General features: G+C 40.5%; 21 protein-coding genes. 9 read left to right on the forward strand and 12 right to left on the reverse strand.

The features are described from left to right. Positions 1–18 precede the first annotated feature (18 nt). Positions 19–591, forward strand: a complete 573-nt coding sequence (locus BDD43_RS14125) for a Maf family protein (protein WP_121198288.1) — start codon at positions 19–21, stop codon at positions 589–591. Between the two features lie 146 nt (positions 592–737). On the opposite strand, the gene BDD43_RS14130 is transcribed toward BDD43_RS14125, so the two are convergent. The 6 genes from BDD43_RS14130 to BDD43_RS14155 form a co-directional block, all read right to left on the reverse strand. Further along, entirely contained in the window at positions 738–1,664 is a 927-nt protein-coding gene (locus BDD43_RS14130) for a Ppx/GppA phosphatase family protein (RefSeq protein WP_121198289.1), read from the reverse strand. A 191-nt stretch (positions 1,665–1,855) separates the two neighbouring features. Further along, positions 1,856–3,022 (reverse strand): molecular chaperone DnaJ, encoded by a 1,167-nt coding sequence (dnaJ, locus tag BDD43_RS14135; protein ID WP_121198290.1) that lies wholly within the window; start codon positions 3,020–3,022, stop codon positions 1,856–1,858. 177 nt (positions 3,023–3,199) lie between these two features. After that, on the reverse strand, positions 3,200–3,775 hold the full coding sequence (locus BDD43_RS14140; RefSeq protein ID WP_121201981.1) for a nucleotide exchange factor GrpE: 576 nt from the start codon (positions 3,773–3,775) through the stop codon (positions 3,200–3,202). A 191-nt stretch (positions 3,776–3,966) separates the two neighbouring features. After that, entirely contained in the window at positions 3,967–4,650 is a 684-nt protein-coding gene (locus tag BDD43_RS14145) for a cell division ATP-binding protein FtsE (RefSeq protein ID WP_121198291.1), read from the reverse strand. Between the two features lie 4 nt (positions 4,651–4,654). Next, positions 4,655–4,858: a fructose-6-phosphate aldolase gene (locus tag BDD43_RS14150; RefSeq protein WP_121198292.1), complete on the reverse strand. Its 204-nt coding sequence runs from the start codon at positions 4,856–4,858 to the stop codon at positions 4,655–4,657. A 254-nt stretch (positions 4,859–5,112) separates the two neighbouring features. Further along, on the reverse strand, positions 5,113–6,207 hold the full coding sequence (locus BDD43_RS14155; protein WP_121198293.1) for an acyl-CoA reductase: 1,095 nt from the start codon (positions 6,205–6,207) through the stop codon (positions 5,113–5,115). A gap of 107 nt (positions 6,208–6,314) precedes the next feature. Between BDD43_RS14155 and BDD43_RS14160 the strand changes: the two genes are divergently transcribed. Beyond that, positions 6,315–6,668, forward strand: a complete 354-nt coding sequence (locus BDD43_RS14160) for a 4Fe-4S dicluster domain-containing protein (protein ID WP_121198294.1) — start codon at positions 6,315–6,317, stop codon at positions 6,666–6,668. 69 nt (positions 6,669–6,737) lie between these two features. Then, a complete protein-coding gene (locus BDD43_RS14165) occupies positions 6,738–7,496 on the forward strand; it encodes a C40 family peptidase (protein ID WP_121198295.1) in 759 nt (252 codons plus the stop codon). A gap of 476 nt (positions 7,497–7,972) precedes the next feature. Here the strand turns inward: BDD43_RS14165 and BDD43_RS14170 are convergent, their stop codons facing one another. The 4 genes from BDD43_RS14170 to BDD43_RS14185 form a co-directional block, all read right to left on the reverse strand. Beyond that, positions 7,973–8,521, reverse strand: a complete 549-nt coding sequence (locus BDD43_RS14170) for a NifU family protein (protein WP_121198296.1) — start codon at positions 8,519–8,521, stop codon at positions 7,973–7,975. A 98-nt stretch (positions 8,522–8,619) separates the two neighbouring features. Next, the gene (locus tag BDD43_RS14175) at positions 8,620–9,039 is read right to left on the reverse strand and encodes an SMI1/KNR4 family protein (RefSeq protein ID WP_121198297.1); all 420 of its coding nucleotides are present in this window, start codon (positions 9,037–9,039) and stop codon (positions 8,620–8,622) included. A gap of 10 nt (positions 9,040–9,049) precedes the next feature. Next, positions 9,050–10,393 carry an adenylosuccinate lyase gene (gene purB, locus BDD43_RS14180; protein ID WP_121198298.1) on the reverse strand — a complete coding sequence of 448 codons (1,344 nt, stop codon included), beginning with the start codon at positions 10,391–10,393 and terminating at the stop codon, positions 9,050–9,052. A 174-nt stretch (positions 10,394–10,567) separates the two neighbouring features. After that, positions 10,568–11,461 carry an IS982 family transposase gene (locus BDD43_RS14185; protein WP_121198299.1) on the reverse strand — a complete coding sequence of 298 codons (894 nt, stop codon included), beginning with the start codon at positions 11,459–11,461 and terminating at the stop codon, positions 10,568–10,570. A gap of 176 nt (positions 11,462–11,637) precedes the next feature. On the opposite strand from BDD43_RS14185, the gene BDD43_RS14190 reads away from it, so the two are divergent. The 4 genes from BDD43_RS14190 (at position 11,638) to BDD43_RS14205 (ending at position 18,294) form a co-directional block, all read left to right on the forward strand. Next, positions 11,638–12,258, forward strand: coding sequence for a TetR/AcrR family transcriptional regulator (locus tag BDD43_RS14190; RefSeq protein ID WP_121198300.1), 621 nt, complete (start codon positions 11,638–11,640; stop codon positions 12,256–12,258). A gap of 65 nt (positions 12,259–12,323) precedes the next feature. Further along, positions 12,324–13,706: a TolC family protein gene (locus BDD43_RS14195; protein ID WP_246001867.1), complete on the forward strand. Its 1,383-nt coding sequence runs from the start codon at positions 12,324–12,326 to the stop codon at positions 13,704–13,706. A gap of 32 nt (positions 13,707–13,738) precedes the next feature. Next, the gene (locus BDD43_RS14200) at positions 13,739–14,839 is read left to right on the forward strand and encodes an efflux RND transporter periplasmic adaptor subunit (RefSeq protein ID WP_121198302.1); all 1,101 of its coding nucleotides are present in this window, start codon (positions 13,739–13,741) and stop codon (positions 14,837–14,839) included. A gap of 20 nt (positions 14,840–14,859) precedes the next feature. Continuing rightward, complete coding sequence (locus BDD43_RS14205) at positions 14,860–18,294, forward strand: efflux RND transporter permease subunit (protein WP_121198303.1); 3,435 nt, start codon at positions 14,860–14,862, stop codon at positions 18,292–18,294. 354 nt (positions 18,295–18,648) lie between these two features. On the opposite strand, the gene BDD43_RS14210 is transcribed toward BDD43_RS14205, so the two are convergent. Further along, on the reverse strand, positions 18,649–21,066 hold the full coding sequence (locus tag BDD43_RS14210; protein WP_121198304.1) for a TonB-dependent receptor domain-containing protein: 2,418 nt from the start codon (positions 21,064–21,066) through the stop codon (positions 18,649–18,651). A gap of 155 nt (positions 21,067–21,221) precedes the next feature. Here BDD43_RS14210 and BDD43_RS14215 point away from each other — a divergent pair, with 155 nt between their 5' ends. Then, complete coding sequence (locus BDD43_RS14215; RefSeq protein ID WP_121198305.1) at positions 21,222–21,557, forward strand: hypothetical protein; 336 nt, start codon at positions 21,222–21,224, stop codon at positions 21,555–21,557. A 97-nt stretch (positions 21,558–21,654) separates the two neighbouring features. Further along, on the forward strand, positions 21,655–23,127 hold the full coding sequence (locus tag BDD43_RS14220) for a transposase (protein ID WP_121195838.1): 1,473 nt from the start codon (positions 21,655–21,657) through the stop codon (positions 23,125–23,127). A gap of 95 nt (positions 23,128–23,222) precedes the next feature. Here BDD43_RS14220 and BDD43_RS14225 read toward each other — a convergent pair whose 3' ends face one another. After that, positions 23,223–23,792 (reverse strand): hypothetical protein, encoded by a 570-nt coding sequence (locus BDD43_RS14225; protein WP_121198306.1) that lies wholly within the window; start codon positions 23,790–23,792, stop codon positions 23,223–23,225. Between the last annotated feature and the right edge of the window lie 137 nt (positions 23,793–23,929).

A 23,929-nucleotide genomic window follows, 5' to 3' on the forward strand; every position in this document is an offset into this window, starting at 1 on the left:
TAACTTTTAACAATACAAATGAACCAAAACATTCCACCTGTTATACTGGCATCAAAATCGCCGCGCAGGCAAGAGCTTTTAACGCTCATGAACATTAACTTTAGGGTTGTGCTCAAGGATGTTGACGAATCGTACCCGGAAGGTTTATCGCCACAGGAAATTGCCCTTTACATTGCCGAAAAAAAGTGCCGCGCCTTTGACGAACTGATTGAAGACGAAATTGTAATTACTGCCGATACCATTGTAAGCATTGATAACCAGATATTAGGTAAACCCGAAACACCCGAGCATGCAGTTGCTATGCTGCAAACCCTATCGGGCCGCAAGCACCAGGTTATTACCGGGGTATGCATTTTGTACAAACAGCAATATAATTTATTTTACGATGTATCGGACGTGTTGTTCCGTGTACTGAGCGATGACGAGATTAACTTTTATGTAGATAAATACCAACCTCTTGATAAAGCAGGTTCGTATGGCATACAAGAGTGGATAGGTTTAACCGGCATTATAAAAATTGATGGCTCGTACACCAACGTAGTTGGCCTGCCTACCGAGAAGCTATACCAGGCCCTTATTAAGCTGCAATAATTTTTTCATTTTGTTTTATGGAATTTATGCCCGGAATTAGAAAGCCACTACTATGGAAACGCCCTTATTACGCAGTGCGGCGGATAGTCAGAAGAATTTTTAATTGATCAATTTGCAGTTTCCGGTGATGATTGAAGCGAGGTAATTTACTGTGCCAATCCCGCCATTACACCCTCTTTTAAGGAGTAAGTGCTCATGCTTACCTGCTTAATATCCAGTTTTTGCATTACGTAGCGGGTTATTATGGATGCCGCCACTATCATATCAACCCTTAGTGAGATGATGCCCTTCATGGCCTGGCGTTGTTTGTTTGATGACGCGATGAGTACATCGGTTATGCGTACCAAATGGTCGATATCAAAATTATAGGTTTTAATATCTTTTACATCAAAAGCTGGCTGTGTTTCCAGTTCAATAACTTCGGCGAAGGTTTCAAATGCGCCTGCCGAACCAATTAGTTTATTAACGGTAATGCCTTGGGCGGCCTCAAATAATGGTTGGAGGCTTTCGCCGAGGTAGTTGTGTAATGCAGTTATTGATTGGTGCGGAATTGGGTCGACCTGATGGAACCGTTCAATCAGCCGGGCGGCACCAATTTCAAAGCTTTGTTTCCATAGCATGGTGTTATTGGTGCAAATAATAAACTCTACACTGCCGCCGCCAATATCCATAATAAGAGCTTTATCATCAGTTAAAGCACCCGATGCTTTAACGCCCTGATAGATATAAGTTGCCTCTTGTAAGCCATCAATAATCTCAATTTCGATACCCGTTTGCTCTTTTACGTTATCAATAAACGCCTGCCCGTTTTTTGCGCTACGTAATGCCGATGTGGCAATAGCTTTTACCCGTTGTATATTATATTGTTTTATTTGCAAGCTAAAGCGGTGCATGGTAGCTAAACCGCGGTCGAAAGCGTTTTGCTGTATAAAGCCCTTATTTATACCACCTTCGCCCAGTTTAACGGGTTCATGGTCGCGGGCAATTTGGGTAAAATGGCCATCTGTAACACGCGCAATCATTAAATGAAAAGTGTTGGTACCGAGGTCCATTACAGCAAAGCAATCGTTCATTTTTTAGTTTTATAAGTTAGGGTGCTTGTACAAAATGTATGTTTTACCGCATTGTTTTAACGAATATAGTTTTCTTTTGTTTTTGTGCCGATGTAAAGAAATCTACATAAAAAACGCCCAAAACATAACAGCTCTGGGCGTTTAAAAAAGTCTAACTTCTTGACTCTTGTATCTTGCTTCTTATTTAAACCTTACTCAAAATACTCCTTCATCCGTTCGAAAAAGCTTTTTTCGTGCTTGCCGGGGTTGGGTTTAAAGTTGGGCGAGTTTTGTAGTTTTTCTAACAGTTCGCGTTCTTCGCGGCTTAGGGCCTTCGGTGTCCAAACGTTAATGTGTACTAACTGGTCGCCACGTTGGTAAGAGTTAACTTCGGGAACACCTTTATTTTTTAGGCGAAGTATACGGCCGCCTTGTGTACCAGGTTCAATTTTAATTTTGGCCTTACCGTCAATGGTGGGTACCTCAACGCTTGTACCCAGGGCAGCATCGGTAAAGCTGATATGCAAATCGTATACCACATTATTACCGTCGCGTTTTAGGGCTTCGTGTTCAATTTCCTCTATCAGGATAATCAAATCGCCGGGTACGCCACCACGTGGTGCAGCATTGCCTTTACCAGCCATGCTTAATTGCATACCATCGCTTACGCCTGCCGGTATGTTAATGGTAATAGTTTCTTCGCCGCGTACAATACCATCGCCATGGCAAACTGTACATTTTGAGGTAATTACACTGCCTTCGCCGTTACAGGTAGGGCATGTGCTTGTAGTTTGCATTTGGCCCAAAATGGTATTGGTAACCCTGCGCACTGCTCCCTGGCCACCACAGGTTTTACAGGTTTGGAAAGATGATTTATCCTTAGCGCCAGTACCATCACAAGTATTACATAAAACCTGTTTGTTAACCTTTATTTTTTTCTCGGCACCGTTAGCTATTTCTTCGAGTGTTAAGCGCACTTTAATACGCAGGTTGCTGCCTTTGGTAACGCGCCTTCCGCCGCGGCTCTGGCCACCACCGCCACCACCAAAAAAGCCTTCGAACGGGCTGCCGCCGCCAAATATATCGCCAAACTGGCTGAATATGTCGTTCATATCCATGCCACCGCCGCCGTAACCGCCACCACTGGCCGAACTTGCATTGGCCGCATGGCCATACTGATCGTAACGCTGACGTTTTTCGGCATTGCTTAATACTTCATAAGCTTCGGCAGCTTCTTTAAAGCTTTCTTCCGATTCCTTATCGCCCGGGTTTTTATCCGGGTGATATTTAATAGCCATTTTGCGGTAGCCTTTTTTTATTTCGTCCGCAGTTGCACCTTTGGCTACGCCCAGTATGTCGTAGTAATCTCTCTTTGCCATGTTTTTTAATGATTGAGGGATTGAATGACGGAAGGATTGAATGATTTAAGTAGCGACCCTATCATTCAATCCTCCAATCACGATACCCTTATATTTTTAGCTAATCAAAACATTGAAAAATTAAACTCCCCGAAAAATCATTCAGTCATTCAATCCCTCAATCCTTCGATCATTATATTATGCTCCTACTACTACCTTAGCAAAGCGGATAACTTTGTCGTTTAGATAATAACCTTTTTCCAATTCGTCAACAACTTTGCCTTTCAGTTCATCACCGGCGGGGATGCTGGTAATACCTTCGTGCAGGTCGCCATCAAATGGCTGGCCTTTGGCTTCCATTGGCTTTAAGCCTTTGCTGGTTAAAATATGTTTCAGTTTATTTTGAACTAATGCAACACCTTCTTTAACGGGTACAACATCGGTAGCGGTTTCCATAGCTTTTAAGGCGCGGTCAAAATCATCAAGCACGGGTAGCATTGCTGCAATAACTTCTTTACCGGCAGTTTGCAAAAGCTCAACACGCTCTTTGCTGGTGCGGCGCCTAAAGTTGTCAAATTCGGCAAACAGGCGCAGATATTTGTCATTGGCCTGTGCCAATTCGTCTTTCAATTTATCTTCGGCGCTTATTTCGTCCAATATTTGTTGTTCCATTTCGCTGGCAATAGTAGCGTCGCCTGCGTTTTGCGATTCATTTGATTGCTCGTTCGCATCCACAGAAGTTTCCTGGTCTTCCATCTTTTTTTTCTTTAACATGTCGTTAAACTTCATAATTATATCGGGCAAAACAAGTATCTTGCCATTGCATAAATCGCGACAAGCTGACAGCGATTATTGAAAATTGCTGTATCAGTGGCAGTTTTTTATTGGTACTTGTGGCAGTTTAAGGTAGCGTTGGCAGTTGCACACCAACACAATTGCCAAACACCAAGCGGGGATGCCTTAGCTTAAACCATGCTTGCATCCTCAAGCACTTTTCCGTTTTCGCATTTAACGATGCGCGATGGAAACTGGCGGATGATATGATAATCGTGCGTGGCAACCAAAACGGCGGTACCGTTAAGGCTAATCTCTTTGAGCAGCATAATCAAGTCTTCGGATGTTTCGGGGTCGAGGTTGCCGGTTGGTTCATCGGCCAAAATAATTTCGGGGTCGTTTATTAAGGCGCGGGCAACTACAACACGCTGCTGCTCACCGCCCGAAAGTTCGTGCGGCATTTTATTTACTTTGGAGCGGAGGCCAACTTTTTCCAACACATCGCGGGTGCGCTCGTCAATTAATTTTTTATCAACCCAGCCGGTGGCCTTCATCACAAATTGCAGGTTTTGGGCCACGGTACGATCAGTTAATAACTGGAAATCCTGGAAAACGATGCCCAGTTTGCGGCGCAAAAAAGGAATTTCCTTATCTGGAAGTTTGGTTAGGTCGTACCCGCAAGCGTGCCCTTCGCCGGTGTTAATTAATAAATCGCCATAAATAACTTTAAGCAAGCTGCTCTTTCCCGATCCGGTTTGACCGATGAGCCAAACAAAATCACCTTTATCGATATGCAGGTTTACATTTTGCAATACCAAATGCTTTTGCTGAAAAATATCAACGCCGCTAAGCTTAATAATCGAGTTACCTATCATTTATTTAGATCTCCAATTTTAATATCTGCCCAAAAGGCAAATCTTTTACAATATTCATTATATAGTCGGCCTTATCAGCTAACCCGATCTTATCCAGTGTTTTATCGGGTCTATCTACCCGGAAATACGCCAGTAAAGTAAATTTTTCGTCGCGTAGTTGTACATAATCGGGTATTTTGGCAACGCCTTTTACTTTGATAACATACATAAATGTAAAGGTAACAATAGCTGTGTTATTTAGGATCAGAATTTATAGAATTTAAGAATTAACAGGATGGTTTGTCTGAAGTATGATTTTTAGGAATTAACAGAATTTTTATCAGAATCAGAATTTATAGAATTTAAGAATTAACAAGATGGTTATCTGAAGCGGCATTCTCTGAACAGACAATCAACGGTAACAATTCTGTTAATTCTTAAATTCTAAAATTCTGATTCTGACAATCAACGAAATCACACCAATCATTTTAAATCAGCGGTCAAAAACTTCATCGTATCAACACCGTCGGCATAATCCCAAAGGGCTGGTTGCTGGCTCTTGCCAAAATTGACTACCTGGTTGTTAACTTTAACGGGAGTTGTGGTTACAATGCATTGTATATCGTTGGTTAATTCGGTTAAACGGTTTTCGGGAGAGGCTATATCATTATAATATTCAAAATATAAAACGGCAAGGGGCGAGGCTAACCGCGCGTCTTCCTTAACCAATAAAAAACCGTTATCGAGGTGTTTATCTCCGTTAACGAGGTATATGGATTTATTGTAATCGTAATTGTTGTTGTATTTGTGATGGTTTATGATGGGCTGATGCGGTTCGATGGCTTCAAAAAATGGTGTGAAATTGTAACCGGCAGGTACCAATAGTTTGCTCACATTGCGGCAGCCGAGTCCAAAAAAGTCGAAAATATCGTGGCCTAATAAAAATAGCTGTTCTTTGGTTTCGTTGCCTGTGAGCAGGGCCACGCTATTGCGGTTTTTGCGGATGATGTTTGGAACTTTGCCAAAATAATAATCAAAGTAACGCGATGTATTATTGCTTCCGGTAGCTATAACGGCATCAAAGCCGGCAAGGCGGTCAACAAAATCAAACTTATCTGCAAACTCAGGGGCTATTTCAACTAACTGGCCCAAAACGTATTTAAGCAGCCGCGCATCGTTTGATGATGCCTTTATCATGGCGTAATTGCCTGATGCCAGTACACAAAGTGCATCGTGAAAACCAACTAAAGGGATATTGCCGGCAAGGATTAAACCTATTTTAACCCCCTCTAAATCTCCCCCGGAAGGGGAGACTTTTTGATCGTTATCTGACTCCTGACTTCCGGCTTCCGGCTTCCGGCTTCCGACTTCCCATCCCTCAAACCATTTGCTTAAATCGGCTTTGTTAAGCATGCCACCAACGGCTTTTACGGCATTGGCAACGCTTAACGGGGTAAACCAGGCGTTATAATGCTGCTCGCTTAAAATAAGCTGTTGTAAGGTATCATCGGGATTGCTTAAACGGTGGCCCAGTTGGGCAAAGGTATCTGTTAAATATTGTGGTGTTGCTTGTGACATATTAATGGCATTGAGTGAAACTCTAAAACGGAAATTTTGTTATATTTGCAGCAATAAAGCCGCAGGGCAAAGTTAATTTTTTAGCATATATATTTTTTTATAAAACAATGGCAATTAAAATCACTGACGAATGCATCAATTGCGGAGCTTGTGAGCCGGAATGCCCTAATAACGCTATTTACGATGCCGGCGCTGCGTGGCGTTTCTCGGATGGTACTGGTTTAAAGGGAATTATAGATTTTGGTGATGGCAATACGTTAAACGCCGAAGAAACACAAGCGGCTTTAAATGATGAAGTTTATTACATAGTACCCGATAAATGTACCGAGTGTGTGGGCTTTCATGACGAGCCTCAATGCGCTGCCGTTTGCCCGGTTGATTGCTGTGTAGACGACGAAGACATACGCGAAAGCAAAGAAGAGTTGCTGGCCAAAAAAGAATGGCTGCACATGGAAGGTTAATATTTGAAAACTGAAAACAATTATATTAAAGGAACGCATGAATAATGTGTTCCTTTTTTTATATTACCTATGGAATACGGTATTTGTAATTTAGCGATAGTACCTCTGCGTGCCGACGCCGCTCACCGCAGCGAAATGGTATCGCAACTGTTATTTGGCGAAACCTTTGAGATAGTTGAACACCGCGACGATTGGGTACGTGTTATGACCAGTTTTGATGGTTACGAAGGCTGGCTTAGTAAATTGCAATATGCTGCTGTAACTGCCGATGATGTATCGCAGCTATCTTCTGTTCCTGCTATTACTACGCGCGCGATAATTACAGCCGCCCGTAAAGAAGACGACAACACTATGCTATACCTGCCTTTTGGCAGCACCTTGCCGTTTTATAACGGTGCCGATTGCCGCCTTGCAGGTAGCAATTATAATGTTGAAACGTCGGGCAACCTTGATGCTCTAATAGAAACAGCTTATTCTTTTTTAAATACACCATATTTGTGGGGAGGCCGAAGCCATTTCGGTATTGATTGCTCGGGATATGTGCAGGCCGTTTTACGCACCCAACGTGTAGTTTTAAAACGCGATGCAAGCCTGCAGGCAGCCCAGGGTACTCTGGTTGATTTTTTACAAGGTGCCCGCTTAGGCGACCTGGCTTTTTTTGACAATGCCGAGGGCCACATTATCCATGTGGGTATTATGCTTGATAATCAAAGCATCATCCATGCATCGGGCAGGGTGAAAATTGATAAAATTGACGACCAGGGTATATATTCTGTGGAGCAGAAAAAGTATACCCATAAGTTGAGAATAATTAAACGATTTATTTGACCGCTGATTTTAGATTGATTTTTTTGATTACGTTGATTTTTGTGATTTAAACTTTACGGAGTGCCTTTATGGTTGCACCGTTGGATTGTGATTTTTTTGATGAAGCTGATTCGATTTATCAGGTGTTCACTTTATTTGACCGCTGATTTTACATTGATTTTTTTGATTACGTTGATTTTTGTGATTTAAACTTTACGGAGTGCTTTTATGCTTGCACAGTTGATTGTGATTTTTGATGAAGCTGATTTGATTTATCAGGTGTTCACTTTATTCAATCAGCGAAATCATGAAAATCATTAAAAATCAACGGTAAAAAAAATACCGGCCTGCTTTAAGCAAACCGGTATTCATTCAATTTATAGTAAAACAATATATTGTTCACCGTTGATTGTTATGATTACGTTGATTGGGTTTTTGTATCTGATTGGTTTTAAGTAATCAGCGAAATCAGAAAAATCATTTAAAAATCAACGGTCTTACATAGCTTCGGATACCACTTCGGTAACTTCGGGAACCATGCGTTTTAATAAGTTTTCGATGCCCGATTTTAGTGTGATGGTTGATGATGGGCAACCACTGCACGAGCCGCGAAGCTCAACAGTTACCACACCTTCGTTAAACGATTTATAGGTTATCGCACCACCGTCCTGCTCAACAGCCGGGCGAACGTAATCCTGTAATATTTGCTGTATCTTAATTTCGGCATCGGTACCTTCAAAGGCAACTTCTTCCTGCTCTTTAAGTTGTACTGCCAGTTCGCTTTCTACGGCGCCTTTAACAAACTCTTTTAATATTGGTTCAAGGTCGGTCCATTCGCTGCCTTCGGTTTTGGTTACGGTAACAAAATTACTCGCAAAAAACACACCGTTAACAAACGAAAACTTAAACAACTCTTTAGCAAAAGGCGATTTCTCGGCACTCTCTTTGGTAGCATAATCCACACTTCCGTTAATCAGCAACTTATTCACAATAAATTTCATTGTGGCCGGGTTGGGCGTAGATTCGGTATATACGTTAATATTCATGACCTTTTGATTCTAAAATTACCCTACAAAATTAATCAGCTTTTTATGGTTTCAAGTACTTGTATAATAGTATGACCTGTAAATGACTGAGGACATTTCTAATTAAACCATTCTATTTCTTTATCTAAACGTTTAAGCATATCAGTAAATGATGTGCCGATTTCAATCTGATCGTCAATGTTCTGGATGTATTGCGCTATAACTACTTTATAGTTGTTTAGTTCCCAAAACTTGATACCTATAGCTTCGCTTGCTCCATTATTTCCTATCTGTACAGTATAGGTATACCATTCATCAAGCGTACCTGGTTTATTCATTTCAAATAAATCATCAATACTATACAATACAACGTATTGTTTGCCAATGCTATCGTCAAATGGTTTGTAATTATTCAGGTAGTATTTATAATCTTCCGGAAGGTGAAAACCAATCAAACTTTCAATTTCCTGAAAATCATTATCTACCTGGGGTTGTTTAACAAAGCCAAATTTATCCAATAAATATTTAAGCTCTTCCATTTATTGTCGACTATATCCCGGTGTATGATGACGGACTAATCATCCTGATCTCCGCTTTAACACTCTCGCTAACATTTAACGTTTCCACAAATTGGGCAATGGTGGTGGCGTTAATTTCGTTATTGGTGCGCGTCAATTCTTTTAAAGCTTCGTAGGGGTTAGGGTAGCCTTCGCGCCTCAATATGGTTTGTATGGCTTCGGCAACTACTGCCCAGTTTGCCTCTAAATGTGCTTTTAGCGCAGGTTCATTCAGCAATAACTTGCTCAATCCTTTTAAGGTTGATTTTAAAGCTATTAATGTGTGCGCTACGGGGACGCCAATATTGCGTAACACGGTAGAATCGGTTAAATCGCGCTGCAGGCGGGATATGGGTAGTTTAGCTGCCAAATGTTCAAATAGTGCATTGGCTATGCCTAAGTTACCTTCGCTGTTTTCAAAATCTATCGGGTTAACCTTATGCGGCATTGCCGACGAACCAATTTCGCCCGCTTTTATTTTTTGTTTAAAATAATTCATTGATATGTAGGTCCACATATCGCGGTCAAGGTCAACCAGAATATTATTAATGCGTTTCAGGTTATCGCATTGCGCAGCAAAGTTATCGTAATGCTCAATTTGGGTGGTAAATTGGGAGCGTTTAAGTCCTAAAACTTCGTTTACAAAACTGTTACCAAAAGCTTTCCAGTCGGTATCGGGGTAACCCACAGAATGTGCGTTAAAATTACCGGTAGCTCCGCCAAATTTAGCCGAATAGGGTATGGTAGCCAATAACGCTAACTGAGCCTCTAAGCGTTCAACAAAAACCATAACTTCTTTACCTAAACGTGTTGGCGATGCCGGTTGCCCGTGTGTGTGGGCAAGCATAGGTATGGCTTTCCAATCTTCGGCATAAACCTTAAGCTGACTGATAACTTCGCTGACAGCCGGAAGGTAAACCTCGTTAATTGCCAGTTTAAAGGAGTAGGGGATGGCGGTATTGTTAATATCCTGTGAGGTTAACCCGAAATGGATAAACTCTTTTTGTTGCTCCAACCCAAGCGCATCAAATTTTTGCTTGATGAAATATTCAACCGCTTTCACATCATGATTGGTAATTTTTTCGATGTCTTTAATGCTTTGTGCATCGGCTTCGGTAAACAGGCGGTAAATATCGCGTAACTTTTCAAACAGGGTGGCGTCAAAACTTTGTAGTTGTGGCAGCGGTTTTTGGCATAGCGCAATAAAATATTCTATCTCAACAAATACACGGTACTTAATGAGTGCAGCTTCGGAAAAATAAGCTGATAGCTGCTGTGTGGTATTGTGATAACGACCATCGACCGGGGAAACTGCTGAAAGAGGCGAAAGCATGATGAATGTGGTTTTGCGGCAAAGATAGAGAAATCAATGATTGAATGATTGCATTATTGGATGATTGATTGAAAAGGAAGCCTTAAATGATATGGCGTTGGCATATTATCATTTTTGGGAATTATTAATGGTGCTCTATCACATCACGGGAAATATTATCAACCTGAGTTCGATTAATCAGAAAGCAAGAATTTGATTAGATCGATTTTGTTGGTAGGATATGGAAGGTTTTTTAGGGAGAAATGAGTAAGCGATCAATCCGGATACGATATTAGTGATAAAGTTAGTAAAAGAGCGGTGTCTTGAATGTTCGACCTGGCAGATGTTTTTGAGTTCATCATTAACAGTCTCTATGACCGATCTCTTGCGGAGCATGATTTTGTCGTTCATGGTCATCAGGCTGTTTTTCATATTGTTACGGATATTGGTTATGAGGTGTATATCACCAACAAACAATATTTTGGTCAGTTTTTCTGATATATAGCCTTTGTCGGCAAACAGTTTGCCAAAAACAGCTTTCAGGAAAGCTTCGTTTTTAAGTGGTTCCCGGTCATCTACGTTGGCCTGTGTAATAGCGAAGTTGAGTATTTCACCCTTGTCGCTAAGGACGATATGGAGCTTAAAGCCATAAAACCAGCCCATGGTTGATTTGCCTACTTCGGCAATGCCTTTAAATACCTTATTTCTTTTAATCCGTTTGGTATGGCATACCCTTATCGGTGTAGAATCAACGAACGAAATGCCAGTACATAAGCCTAAGCAGCAGGTTTTGAGAAAGATAGACATGGGCATCAGCACACTTTGGCTAAGTTCTACAAAGCGGTTGTAGGATACGGTGTTAGGAAACTCACGCTGCATGTGCCTTTGCAGATAGAAGATATAGAAGTGTTTAAAACACCGGAAGCCACTTAAATGAAAAAGCATACAAATGGATATGATCTCGCTTTTAGACATGGTTGGAGGGCGTTTAGATGGCTTACCTAACAGGAATGGCTGGGTAGTGGCATCAAAGTCCTTGCAAAACTCGTCAACAATACAAAAAATATCAGTAATTTTATCGTAGTCAATCATCTGGAAATGTATTTAAATATTTGAATGTCAGATACTTAAATATACTTACATTTCCTTTGATTGACAAATATTATCTCATTTATTAATCGAACTCAGGTTATCAATGTATTAAATCTTAAAAAAAAATCTCTTGGAAACTTTTAATTCAAAAAATGTTTCCGTAGTTTTGACTTATTATGTCAAATGTTCAAAAAGATAGAATATTAGAGGGGGCGGAAGAACTGTTTTTTAAAGCGGGCATCCGCAGCGTTACGATGGACGAAATTGCAAGGAATTTAGGCATGTCGAAAAAAACTATTTACCAGTTTTACCGGGATAAGGATGAGATAGTGAGCGCACTGGTTCAAAAAAATTTGGAACAAGATAAATGCCAGATGATTGATATAGCGCAAAGATCGACAAATGTGATGGAAGAGATGATTAATATGATGAAGCATTCGGAGGAGTTTTTTTCGAAAGTGAACCCGATATTAATACATGATATGCAAAAGTATTACCCGGAAGCATGGCAATACTTCCAACAGTTTAAAGCAAACGTTGTGATTGACAGCATGCAGGATATTTTAGACCGTGGTATTGAGCAAGGCTATGTACGGAGCGATATTGATACCAAAGTAATGGCCCGTATGCGGGTTTGGCAAATAGAACTCGGTTTTGATAACAACGTATTTCCGCATAACGAATTTAACAGTTGGCAGGTACAGCTACAGTTTTTAGAACACTTTATTTACGGTATTTGTACCGAAAAAGGCTACCAGATTATTAACGAATACAAAAGCATTTTAGAACACAATTAAATTAAACCACGTCATTTATACTCAATTTCAACATGAAAAATTTGTTTTTAATAGTTGCCTGCCTAATGCTGTTTACCGGTGCGGTAAATGCGCAGCAGGCTGCACCATCCGCACAGCCATACAATTTTAGTTTGGCCGATTGTATAAAATATGCATACGAGCACCAGGATTCTGTTTTAAATGCGCAACTGGATGTGAAAAGCGCAGAATTCAAAGTAAAGGAAACTACAGGTATAGGTTTGCCACAAGTTAGTGGATCAGTTAACTTTCAGGATTATTTGAAAGTGCCAACTATTTTGATTCCTGATTTTGTTTCGCCTGCTGTATATGGTGTAATAAAGAGTCAGAATATAAAAGACGGGAATGGACAGGCCATTGTTGCACCAACGCAATTTGCACCATTTTCAGGCAGCTTTACTCAAAAATATAATAATACGTTTGGACTCGACGTAAGTCAAATCTTATTTGACGGAAGTTATCTTGTCGGTTTACAAGCTTCAAAAACGTATAAAGAATTATCGCAAAAGAGCCTTACGCGTACTAAAATAGCTACTAATTTAAACGTAACAAAAGCCTATTATCAAGTATTGGTTAACAACGAGCAGATCAAATTGCTGGATGCAAATATCAAACAATTAAAACAACAGCTTGACGAAACAACTGCTCAAAATAAACAAGGATTTGTTGAAAAAATTGATGTTCAACGCCTTGAGGTTCAGTATAACAATCTGGTAACCAATCGCGAAAATGTTGTTCGTTCGCTTGTATTAACCTATGAGATGCTTAAATTTCAAATGGGGATGCCAATTGGTAGAGATTTGATATTGAAAGACAAATTAGAGGACGTTAAATTGGACAATAACGTTGCTGAAACGTCTGTAGATACCAGCTTCTACCGTAAAAGAATTGAGTTCAGTTTGTTGGAGACATCAAAACAATTAAATCTATTAGATTTGAAACGTAAAAAATCTCAATATCTGCCTTCGTTAATTGCTTTTGGTAATACCGGTATTCAATTCCAGGATAATTCTATAGGTAACCTTTACAATACAAATTATCCGTCAACATATGTAGGTGTTAAACTGAGTGTTCCAATTTTTAACGGATTTCAACGCAAATATCAGGTTAAGCAATCTGAGATAGCTGTCTTAAAATCTCAAAATGATATAGAAAATCTTAAAAATGGCTTGAGTTTACAGGCGGACGCCGCCCGTATCAATTACGCTAATGGTGTTCAATCTTTAAACAATCAAAAACGCAGCCGCGAATTGGCGCAAGAAGTATTGAGAGTTTCTAAAATTAAGTACGAACAAGGCGTAGGTTCGAGCATTGAAGTTACCCAAGCCCAAACCGCTTTGGAGAATGCCGATAATCAATATATACAGGCCCTTTACACAGCTCTCATCAGCAAGGTTAACCTTGACCAGGCATACGGGAAAATTAACTAATACAAAATCAAACTCTTACAATCATAGATATAATGAAAACTAAAATATTATTACTAAGCACCCTGGTACTTTTAGCGGCTTGCAAAGGCAAAAATGACCCTAAAGCCGAATTAACCGATTTGAAAAAGCAACAAGCGGATATCGCATCCAAAATTGCGGCACTTGAGGCCAAACCGGGTATGCAGGATTCCACCAAATCAACAGATGTTAGCGTGGTAGCAGTTAAAGCGGGTAGCTTTACCAACTATGTACAAATACAGGGCCGCATTGATGCGCAGGATAACGTAACCGCTTATCCTCAATCGGCAGGTACCATCATCGCTATTAACGTTAAAGCGGGCGATCATGTAAGCAAAGGCGAAGTACTTGCACAACTGGATAACAGCGTATTGAAACAAAATATTTTGCAAGCCCAGGCTCAGGCCGAGTTGGCAAATACTGTTTATCAGCGTCAAAAAAACCTGTGGGATCAAAAAATAGGTACCGAGGTTCAGTTTTTACAGGCCAAAACCAATATGGATGCTACGCAAAAACAAGTAGCCTCATTGCGTCAGCAGGCTGATTTGGCGCGTATCATATCGCCTATCAATGGCACGGTTGATCAAATGGATTTGAAACTCGGCCAGGTTGCATCACCGGGGTTGACAGGTATCCGCATTGTAAATGCCGACATATTAAAGGTTAAGGCTGATGTTCCTGAATCATACGCTACAAGGGTAAGTCAGGGTCAAACTGTAAAGGTGCTGTTCCCTGATGCCCAGGATTCGTTAACCGCCAAGGTTACATTCGCTTCTAAGGTGATCGATCAGGGATCGCGCAGCTTTGGCATAGAAATTAAATTGCCAACCAACCGTAACCTGCGCCCCAACATGACGGCTACTTTAAAAATTGCCGACTATAGTAAAGCAAGCGTAATTACAGTGCCTTTAAAGGCTATCCAAAAATCGGAAGATGGTGATTACGTTTTTGTGAACGAAAATGGCGTGGCTAAACGTAAAACAATTAAGCAAGGCACAATGTACAATAGCCAGGCCGAAATATTATCGGGCTTAAAAGATGGTGACCAATTGATAGTTATGGGTGCATCTGACATTGAAGATGGCGATAAGGTAAAAGTTTTAGCCGGTAATTAATTGCCTAAACTTAATTGAATATGAAAGATCAGGAAAAAGAATTTGCGCCCTCAAGTTGGGCCATTGATAATAAGCAGGCTGTATATGTATTGATATTTTTGATTACGCTGATAGGGTACATGAGTTACTCAAAACTGCCGAAAGAAAATTTCCCGGATATTACAATATCCAAGGTTTTTATAACAACTCAATACCTGGGCCAGTCGCCTCAAAACATCGAAACGTTGGTTACCAAGCAATTAGAGAAGCAATTAAAATCTCTTAAAGGCTTAAAAAAGGTTACTTCAAACACGCAGCAAAATGTTTCTGTTATTACCGCTGAGTTTAATGCCAACGTTAATATCAGGGATGCTAAACAGGACGTTAAAGATGCTGTTGATAAGGCTAAACCCGACCTGCCGCAAGGCGATGTCAATTTAAAGCAATCGGACGTATCGGATATAAACGTTGCCGACCAGCCGATATTGAACGTGAATTTATCGGGTAATTACGATCTTAAAAAGCTAAAGGAATATGCTGATAACCTGAAAGATGATATTGAAGGGATGAAGCAAATATCGCAAGTTAAAGAGGTAGGCGCTTTAAAACCAAATATCCAGATTAACGTGGATATTCCAAAAATGACAGCCGCACAGGTAAGTTATGGGGATATTATACAAGCTATTGGTAACGAGAATATTATCTCATCGGCCGGTACTTTGGTTACAGATGGTGTGCAGCGTACTATTGATATTAAAGAAGATTTTAAAAACGCCGATGAAGTTGCCGGATTGGTGATTAGAAACCCACAAGGCAAGGGCGTATACCTGCGCGACATTGCCGAAATTAAGGATGGTTTTAAGGACCAGGAGAGTTATGCACGTTTAAAAACTCCTGATAACGCTAAATTTAAAAATGTAATTACATTAAACGTTAGTAAACGCGCCGGAGAAAATTTGATCGAAGCTTCGGACGAGATATACACTTTGATTAAACAGAAACAGGCTACCGTTTTCCCTAAAGGTTTAAGCGTTACCGTTACCGGCGATCAATCCGATAAAACCCGTTCAACATTGAACGACCTCATCAATACCATTATTATCGGTTTTATACTGGTAACCATAATCCTGATGTTTTTTATGGGTACAACCAACGCTATATTTGTGGCGTTATCAGTACCGTTGTCGTGTTTTATTGCGTTTATCCTCATGCCCGCCATTGGCTTCACGCTCAACATGATCGTGTTGTTCTCGTTCCTGCTGGCCTTAGGTATTGTGGTTGATGATGCCATTGTGGTTATAGAGAATACGCACCGCATTTTTGCTAATGGTAAAGTACCAATTGTTAAGGCGGCCAAAATAGCGGCAGGCGAGGTGTTTATGCCAGTATTTTCGGGCACCATGACAACCCTTGCACCATTTGTGCCTTTAGCTTTCTGGAACAGTTTGATAGGGCACTTTATGTTCTTTTTACCCATCACGCTTATCATTACTTTATTGGCATCCTTGGTGGTAGCTTATATTATGAACCCCGTTTTCGCGGTTGATTTTATGAAACCACATATTGAAGGCGAGCACGATAATCCAAAGTTTGATAAAAAAACTACCCGTACAACTATCATTATGGCTGTATTGGCTGCTTTGGGCTATTTTATCAATGTTGGGGTGGGTAACTTTGTAGTATTGGCAATTATACTTTATCTGTTCAACCATTTCTTGTTGATCAACATCATTGATAAGTTTCAAAAAAATGTTTGGCCGCGTTTCCAATCATGGTATGCACGTATCCTCGAAAAGGCTGTTCGCAGCCCATGGTGGATATTAGGTGGTACGGTGGTATTATTCTTTTTCACAATTGGTTTTTCGGTAGTTAGTAACTTGCCGGTTGAGCAATTCCCATCGGGCGACCCTAACTTTGTTTATGTGTATGTTACTATGCCGGTTGGTACCGATCAGGCTTATACCGACCAAGTGGTTCAAAAACTTGAAAAACGTGTTGCACAGGTTGTTGAGCCAGATAAGGATATTGTATCGTCAATCATCTCAAACGTATCGGTAAGTGTTACCGACCCATCAGACGAAGATCAGGGTACTTATTTTAACAAGGGTAAAATTACCGTTGCCTTTGTTGAATTTGGTAAACGTAAGGGTAAAGATACCAAAGCTATAATGGCCAAAATACGTTCGTCGGTGCAAGGTGTACCGGGAGCTAAAATTGCTATAGCGCAGGAGGCGAGTGGGCCGCCAACGCAAAAGGATATCAGTTTAGAAATAGCAGGCGATAATATTGATACCCTGGTATCAACAGCCGCCAAGATCAAAAAATTTATCAATCAGCAAGGCATTGCGGGTATTGAAGAATTGACGCCAGATGTACAGGCTGATAAACCCGAAATAGTTTTTGATGTGAACCGGGAGCGTGCTAACCGCGAAGGTGTTAATACCAACCTGATAAACCAGGCTTTAGGCGCTTCGGTTTACGGTGCCAAAGCATCCGATTTTAGGAACACCGCCGAAGATAATTACGAAATAAACGTTCGTGCAAAAGAAGACCAACGTTATGATATCGACATGCTGCGGAATCTGAAGATCACTTATCGTGATTTGGCTTCGGGTGGTGCCATAAGGCAAGTACCTATCTCGGCCTTTACCGATATCAGGTATACAAACACCTATGCTAACATTAAGCACAAACAGCAGCATAGGGTTATTACTTTAGGTTCAAACGTTATTAAACCATATAACGGTGCCGAGATTAATACTCGTATTGCACAAGCATTAAAACGTTATAAATTACCGCCTAACGTAACCGTGCGCATGGGTGGCGCGCAAGACGATCAGATAGAAACGGCTACATTCCTGGGCAACGCCTTAATGATCTCATTCGGGCTAATATTGATTATCCTGGTGGCACTATTTAACTCCATTGGTAAAACGCTCATTATTTTGAGTGAGATTTTCTTTAGTATAATAGGCGTATTTTTAGGATTGAGCATTTTCCACATGACGTTTTCTATCGTAATGTCGGGCGTAGGTATTATAGCCCTGGCTGGTGTGGTGGTGCGTAATGGTATATTGCTGGTTGAGTTTACCGATATGCTGATTGAAGAAGGTGCCAACCTGCACGATGCCGTTGTTGAAGCTGCACGTACCCGTATGACGCCTGTATTGCTAACAGCATTTGCCGCCATATGCGGTTTAATACCTTTAGCAATAGGCTTTAATATTGACTTTGCAGGATTATTCACTCACTTTAAACCACATATTTATTTAGGTGGCGATAACGTTGCCTTTTGGGGCCCATTAGCGTGGACCATGATTTTCGGTTTAGGTTTTGCAACCATCATCACTTTAATATTGGTACCATGTATGTACATCATCCGTGTGCATATGAAAAATGGTTTGGCCAGAATGATAGGTGGTAAAACAGTGGCAAAAGTTGACGAAGGCTTTGAAGAAGTTAAACCAGCTCATTAAACATATAGAGTTAATTTAAAGAATTAAGTTTATTATATTAACGTCCTCATCTGCAAAGGTGGGGACGTTTTTTGTTATCGAAAATGCCCGGCAATGGCGAGGCCCAGTATTTTTAACTACGAGTTACAATAGCCCAATAAGTATGGCACCTACGGCGCAAAAAATAGATCGGATGCTGTTTTCTACCGAGCTATTGCACCTAACGGCGCATAATTCGGATAGCCAACATGGTAGTTCAAAAGGCGATTGCTTAAACCAGTGCTTTACAATTCAAGAGGTGCCCATACTGATCCTGTTGTTTTAGAGCATCTAAACCTTAAAAAGAGGCATTATCGAAGTATGATAAGAAACTGTTTAAATACCCTTTAGCGGCTTTTTATTGCCAACTTTAGTGAAGTTATAACTAACGGACATGCTGTAGTTGCGGGTGTTAACGGTATAATAATCTTGCTTGTTAAAGGTGTCGCTCTGGGTTAGGGTTGTGCTGCTGCTTTGACCAAGCGGGTTGGTTATCATTAACCGTACCCGAAATTTATTTTTGTAGAGCGATTTGCGCATGGCAAAGCTTGACGTGAGCGAGCCTTTATTGCGGCCCTGGGCCGATGTATTAGTGTAGTAATTAAAGTTGCTCTCGAATGCTGTTTTGGCAGGTAAATCTGCCTGTACACCTGCCTTACCCTGAAACGTAAAGCCGTTGCGGTTTAGGGTGCTGTTTGTATTGCTGCTTTGGTAAACCATGTGGCCCAATGTGCCGCCGCCGTTAAGGTTTATTTTTTTGTTGATGCGGTAATTACCATACAGGTTAATGGTATTATAGCTGCTTGAACCCAAATTATCGTAAGTGGTTTGGTAGGCACCGTTGGCTATTGGCGTTGTAATGCGCTCAATAATGTGTGTGGTGTTTGCAAAACCTATTCGGGGGTAAAAAGCCCAGTCGTGGCCAAAAACGCTAAAGCTCAGATCGAGCTGTTGGGTGTACGAAGGCGACAGACCGGGGTTACCGAAGGATATATTGGGGTTACTGGTATTGGTAATAACCTGCGGGTTTAACGAATAAATATTGGGCCTGCCAATACGCCCGCTATAGCTTACCCCAAAGCTATAACTTTCGTAGTTTTTACTTGCTGATAGATTTGGAAAAAAACTGATGTAAGGCTTTATGTTATAAGGTGCAGGCAAAGCCGAAACGCTAAAGTTAACGTCGGTAAATTCGCTGCGGCCACCTATCCGGAACTGCCATTTGTTCTCGGTTTTTAGGGTTAAACTGGCGTAGCTAGAGTATATATGTTCGTTGTAAACAAAATTGTTGGTAAGGGCAGTATCGCGCAGGTAAACCTGGTTGGTGAAGTTAAAACCCTGTACATCTTGGTTGTTATTATTGGTACGCAGGTTTGCCGATGCGCCAAAATTAAAGGTGCTTCTTTTGGCTTCGCCGAGTGGCTTATCATAATCAATTTTAAACTGGAAAGCCTTGTTGCGGCCATCAACATCATAAAGCTGGTTAAGCGGCAATGAGCCCGGTAATGGGTTGTCGTTAGCATCCAGATACAAAGTTTGGGCAAAGCGGTTATTGGCTGATGTGTTGGCACTATAGGTTGCACTGGCTTCTAACTGATCGCCATTGGTACGTTTCCAGGTATAATCGGCATCAAAGGAATAGTTGGTTGATTGGTTTTGATTGCTGTTACCCTGATTACGCATTTTGGTTTCTAAATTATTTTCATCAAAATACAAATAATCGCTGCCCGACGCGCCGGTGGATCTGTTGATATTCAAATTGGCCGTAACCCGTAAATTTTGAGTAGTATCTATATCCCAGTTAACGCCTTCGCGGATGTTGTGCCCGTAGTTTAGCCCGCTGCGGTTGCCGTACTGATTACGGTAGTAGTTAGTATCGGCTAAGAAATTTTGACTTAACGACGAACTGTAAGTATTGCTTTCACTTTTCCCAAAAGCATAGCTGGAAGAAAGCGAGAAAGTTTTGCCTTTGTACGATGCATAAGTATTTACATTGTAGTTGCCCAGCGTACCTGCGCTTAACGACAGGGTGCCGTTTAAGCCTAATTTGTAACCTTTTTTAAGCACTATGTTGATAATACCTTCGCCATCGGCGGAGTACTTGGCTGGTGGGTTGGTCATTACCTCAATTTTTTCGATCGCATCGGAAGGCAAAACATTAAGCAGATCGGTAATGTTTGACGTCATATAATCCGACGGCTTCCCGTCGATAAATATCCGGGTATTGCGCTTGCCCGATATGGTGGCATTGCCATCAATATCCACGCTCACCATCGGCACGTTTTTTAATATGTCGGTAGCCGTTGCCCCTTCAGATTGTAAGCTTTGGCTAACGTTGTAATTAATTTGGTCGGCACCAAACTCAACAATACGTTTTTTTTCGCTAACGGTAACTTCGGCCATCGCGTTGCCACTCTTTTTGAGCTTAATAATGCCTAAATGTATTTCGGTATGTTCGGCATTTATTTCAATGTCGTCAATGGTTTGTTTTTCGTAGCCTATGTAGGTTATTCTCACGCTAAATTTACCATAGGGCAGGTTGGTGAATTTAAAAGCACCGCCATTATTGCTGGTGCCGCTTTTTACAATATCCTCGGTGCCCTGGTTTAAAATGGCAACGCCTGCAAAATCTATCATTTCGCCAGTAATTGGGTCGGTTAGTTTACCCGACACACTGCCGTTATTGCTTTGTGCAAAGGCATTTACAGATGCAAAAAACAAAATAGAATACAGAATTAAGTACTTAATTTTCAATAGGTGACAATTTTTAATTGTAAAAATAATACTTTGCGTAAAAATCAGACTATGGCATTTGTATTATTTTAGATAGTTTATAATAACACATGCTTAGACTGTAAACCCACAAAAGGATTAACCCGACAGAAAAATAAATTTCATCTTAGTCAATTATGGATATTTTAAAGCTGAAATGGGCCAAGACCATACTTTTTATTGCAGCAATATATAATGTGTTTTGGGGCCTGGTAATTTCGGTTAGGCCGCAAGTGATATTATTTGGCAATGCAGAAAATGTATATATGCTGATTTTGATACGCTGTATTGGCATGTTGGTTGGCGTTTACGGTATAGCCTACTATTTTGCCTCGCGCGACCCGCAAAGGTACTGGCCGCTAATTTTAGTGGGCCTTATCGGGAAAGTGTTGGGGCCTATGGGTGCAATATATTACATAGTTTTGGGTGCCCTGCAAGCCAGCTTTTTATGGGTTAACGTGTTTAACCCCTAACTCCGCATAATTACCCCGTCTATTTTGAAAAATATAGTGGAACAACGCTTGATTGTTCCTTTTTTTGTTTATTTTGGGCTACCTAATTAGGTTGTCTATGTCGTTACCTTCCTGGATTCAAAAATTTAAAGAGCCAAAAACAGAGATCAGGCTTATCAAGGGTACATTTTACAAGTACGCTGTTGAGTATCGTTATAATTCTGAAAAAAAGCGGACGGATAAAATAACCCTGGAACTTCTTGGTAAAATCACCGAGAAGGAGGGCTTTGTCCCGTCGGATAAAAAACTAATAAAAGATAAAGGCAACAGCCTGCCGGTAGTAGATATCAAAACATACGGATTGTATAATCTCTTTACGTCTTTGCTTGCTGAGGATCTTCCCAGTTTACTTACACTCTTCCCAGAGCCTGTTAGTCAAACATTATTGACAGTAGCAATGATGCGTTTTGCTTATCAGCACCCAATAAAGCGTATGCCGTTTCAACATGCACATGACTACTGTTCTCTGAACTGGGTCACAAAAGGTCTTGATGACAAAGCAATTACAGCTGCATTGAAATATGTAGGAGAAAACAGAGAACTATTGCTGGGCTGGATGAAAGGCAGATTAGGGGTAAGGGAAGCTATGCAGGATAAATTTGTAATGATTGATTCTACGCACATACCATCCCTTTCAGAACATCTTTCAGTCAACGCAATGGGTTATAATCCACAGCATAGCTATGATCCACAAATACGCCTGATGTACATTTTTTCTGCACAAATGCAACAACCGGTGTATTATAGACTTATCAATGGGAATATTACTGACGTTACATCGATGAAGATATGTGTAGACGAACTAAATATCAAAGATGTGGTTTTCATTGCCGACAAGGGATTTTACAGCAAGAAAAACGTCGCTGACCTCAAAACTGCCTCCATTCATTTCATTATCCCACTATACAGAAATAATAATCTCATAGATTATGAACCGCTACAGCAAGCCAATTTTAAAAAAGGTATAAAGAATTATTTCACCTATCAGAAGAGGGTGGTCTGGTATTATGAATATGAAAAAGAAGGACTGATGCTAACTACTTACCTTGACGAGCGCCTTAGAGTAGAAGAAGAAGCTGATTTCCTTACCCGTACTCAAACACATCCTGATAAGTATAAAGAAGTTGATTTCTTTGAACGGGTTGACCGTTTTGGAACACTTACACTCACGAATCACCTGCCTGAAGCGGTGTCCGCACAAATGTTATATGAAACCTACAAACAGCGCAATGAAATAGAAGTCATGTTTGACGCCTACAAGCACTTCCTGCTTGCAGACAAAACCTACATGCAGAACCGATATGTGCTGGAAGGATGGTTAATGGCAAATTTTATAGCCATGATCGCATACTACAGGTTGTATACACGACTAAAAACAGCAAACAAACTTTCAAAATATGCACCAAAGGACATAGTAGAAATATCAAAAAGCATCTACCAAACTAAAATCCGAAACACCTGGGTAAGATCCGAAATAACAAAAAAGACAAAAGACCTCTTTAAATCTATTGACATAGACTACCTAAATTAGCGGAGTTAGGGTTTAACGATTTTATTTGGATGTACCCGTTTGGGTGGGTGCTGTATTGGGCTTGGAAAGCAGATTATGCTAATTGAACAAATTTATTATACTGACTCAGCTTTGGCCACAGATTGTTGTATCTGTTGAAAGTGTTCGGCAATTTTTTTGCATTTTAAATAATTATAAATACCTGATAAAGGCGATATGCTTATACGGTCGGTGATCGTAGCCCGATGAAAATAGACGTAATCGTTGTTGAAAATGTCGGTGAGTGCGCTTCCCCATTTTGAAAATGTAGAGGGTTTAATGTTACGCAGCATGTTGGTTTTACTTGCACTAAATGTTAAATCTTCGTAAAAAAAATTAAGTGTTGTTATTGCATCTTCTTTGTTTCTAAGTGTACCCATCCCCTTTACTTTAACGAAGGTATTTAGTAACCAAAAATTGGCGATGATAAAAACATTAATTAATAGCATCAAAACGATTGCCCAATATCCATTGTCTGGTATCGTTTGTATAGCGCCATACGAACCACCAACCATTTCTATTATCAGAAGGGTACTGATAGACAATATCTCAAACCAAAACCAACCATCTTTTACATAAACAAGGCGTTCTTTTTTTAAACATTTTTCAACGTTTACGTCGGGAACTAATTTTTCAACTTCATCCATATTGATATTTTATAACTAAGATAAATTAAAATAAAAGAGTTTTATATTTCGCGGCAGCTATTTCAACAGATCACTTTTTACCAACACCATACTATTTGCGTTATGCCCTTTGCTGTGTATTACTTAATTTCGCCACA

It is taken from the genome of Mucilaginibacter gracilis (assembly GCF_003633615.1).
GTDB classification, from domain to species: Bacteria; Bacteroidota; Bacteroidia; order Sphingobacteriales; family Sphingobacteriaceae; genus Mucilaginibacter; species Mucilaginibacter gracilis.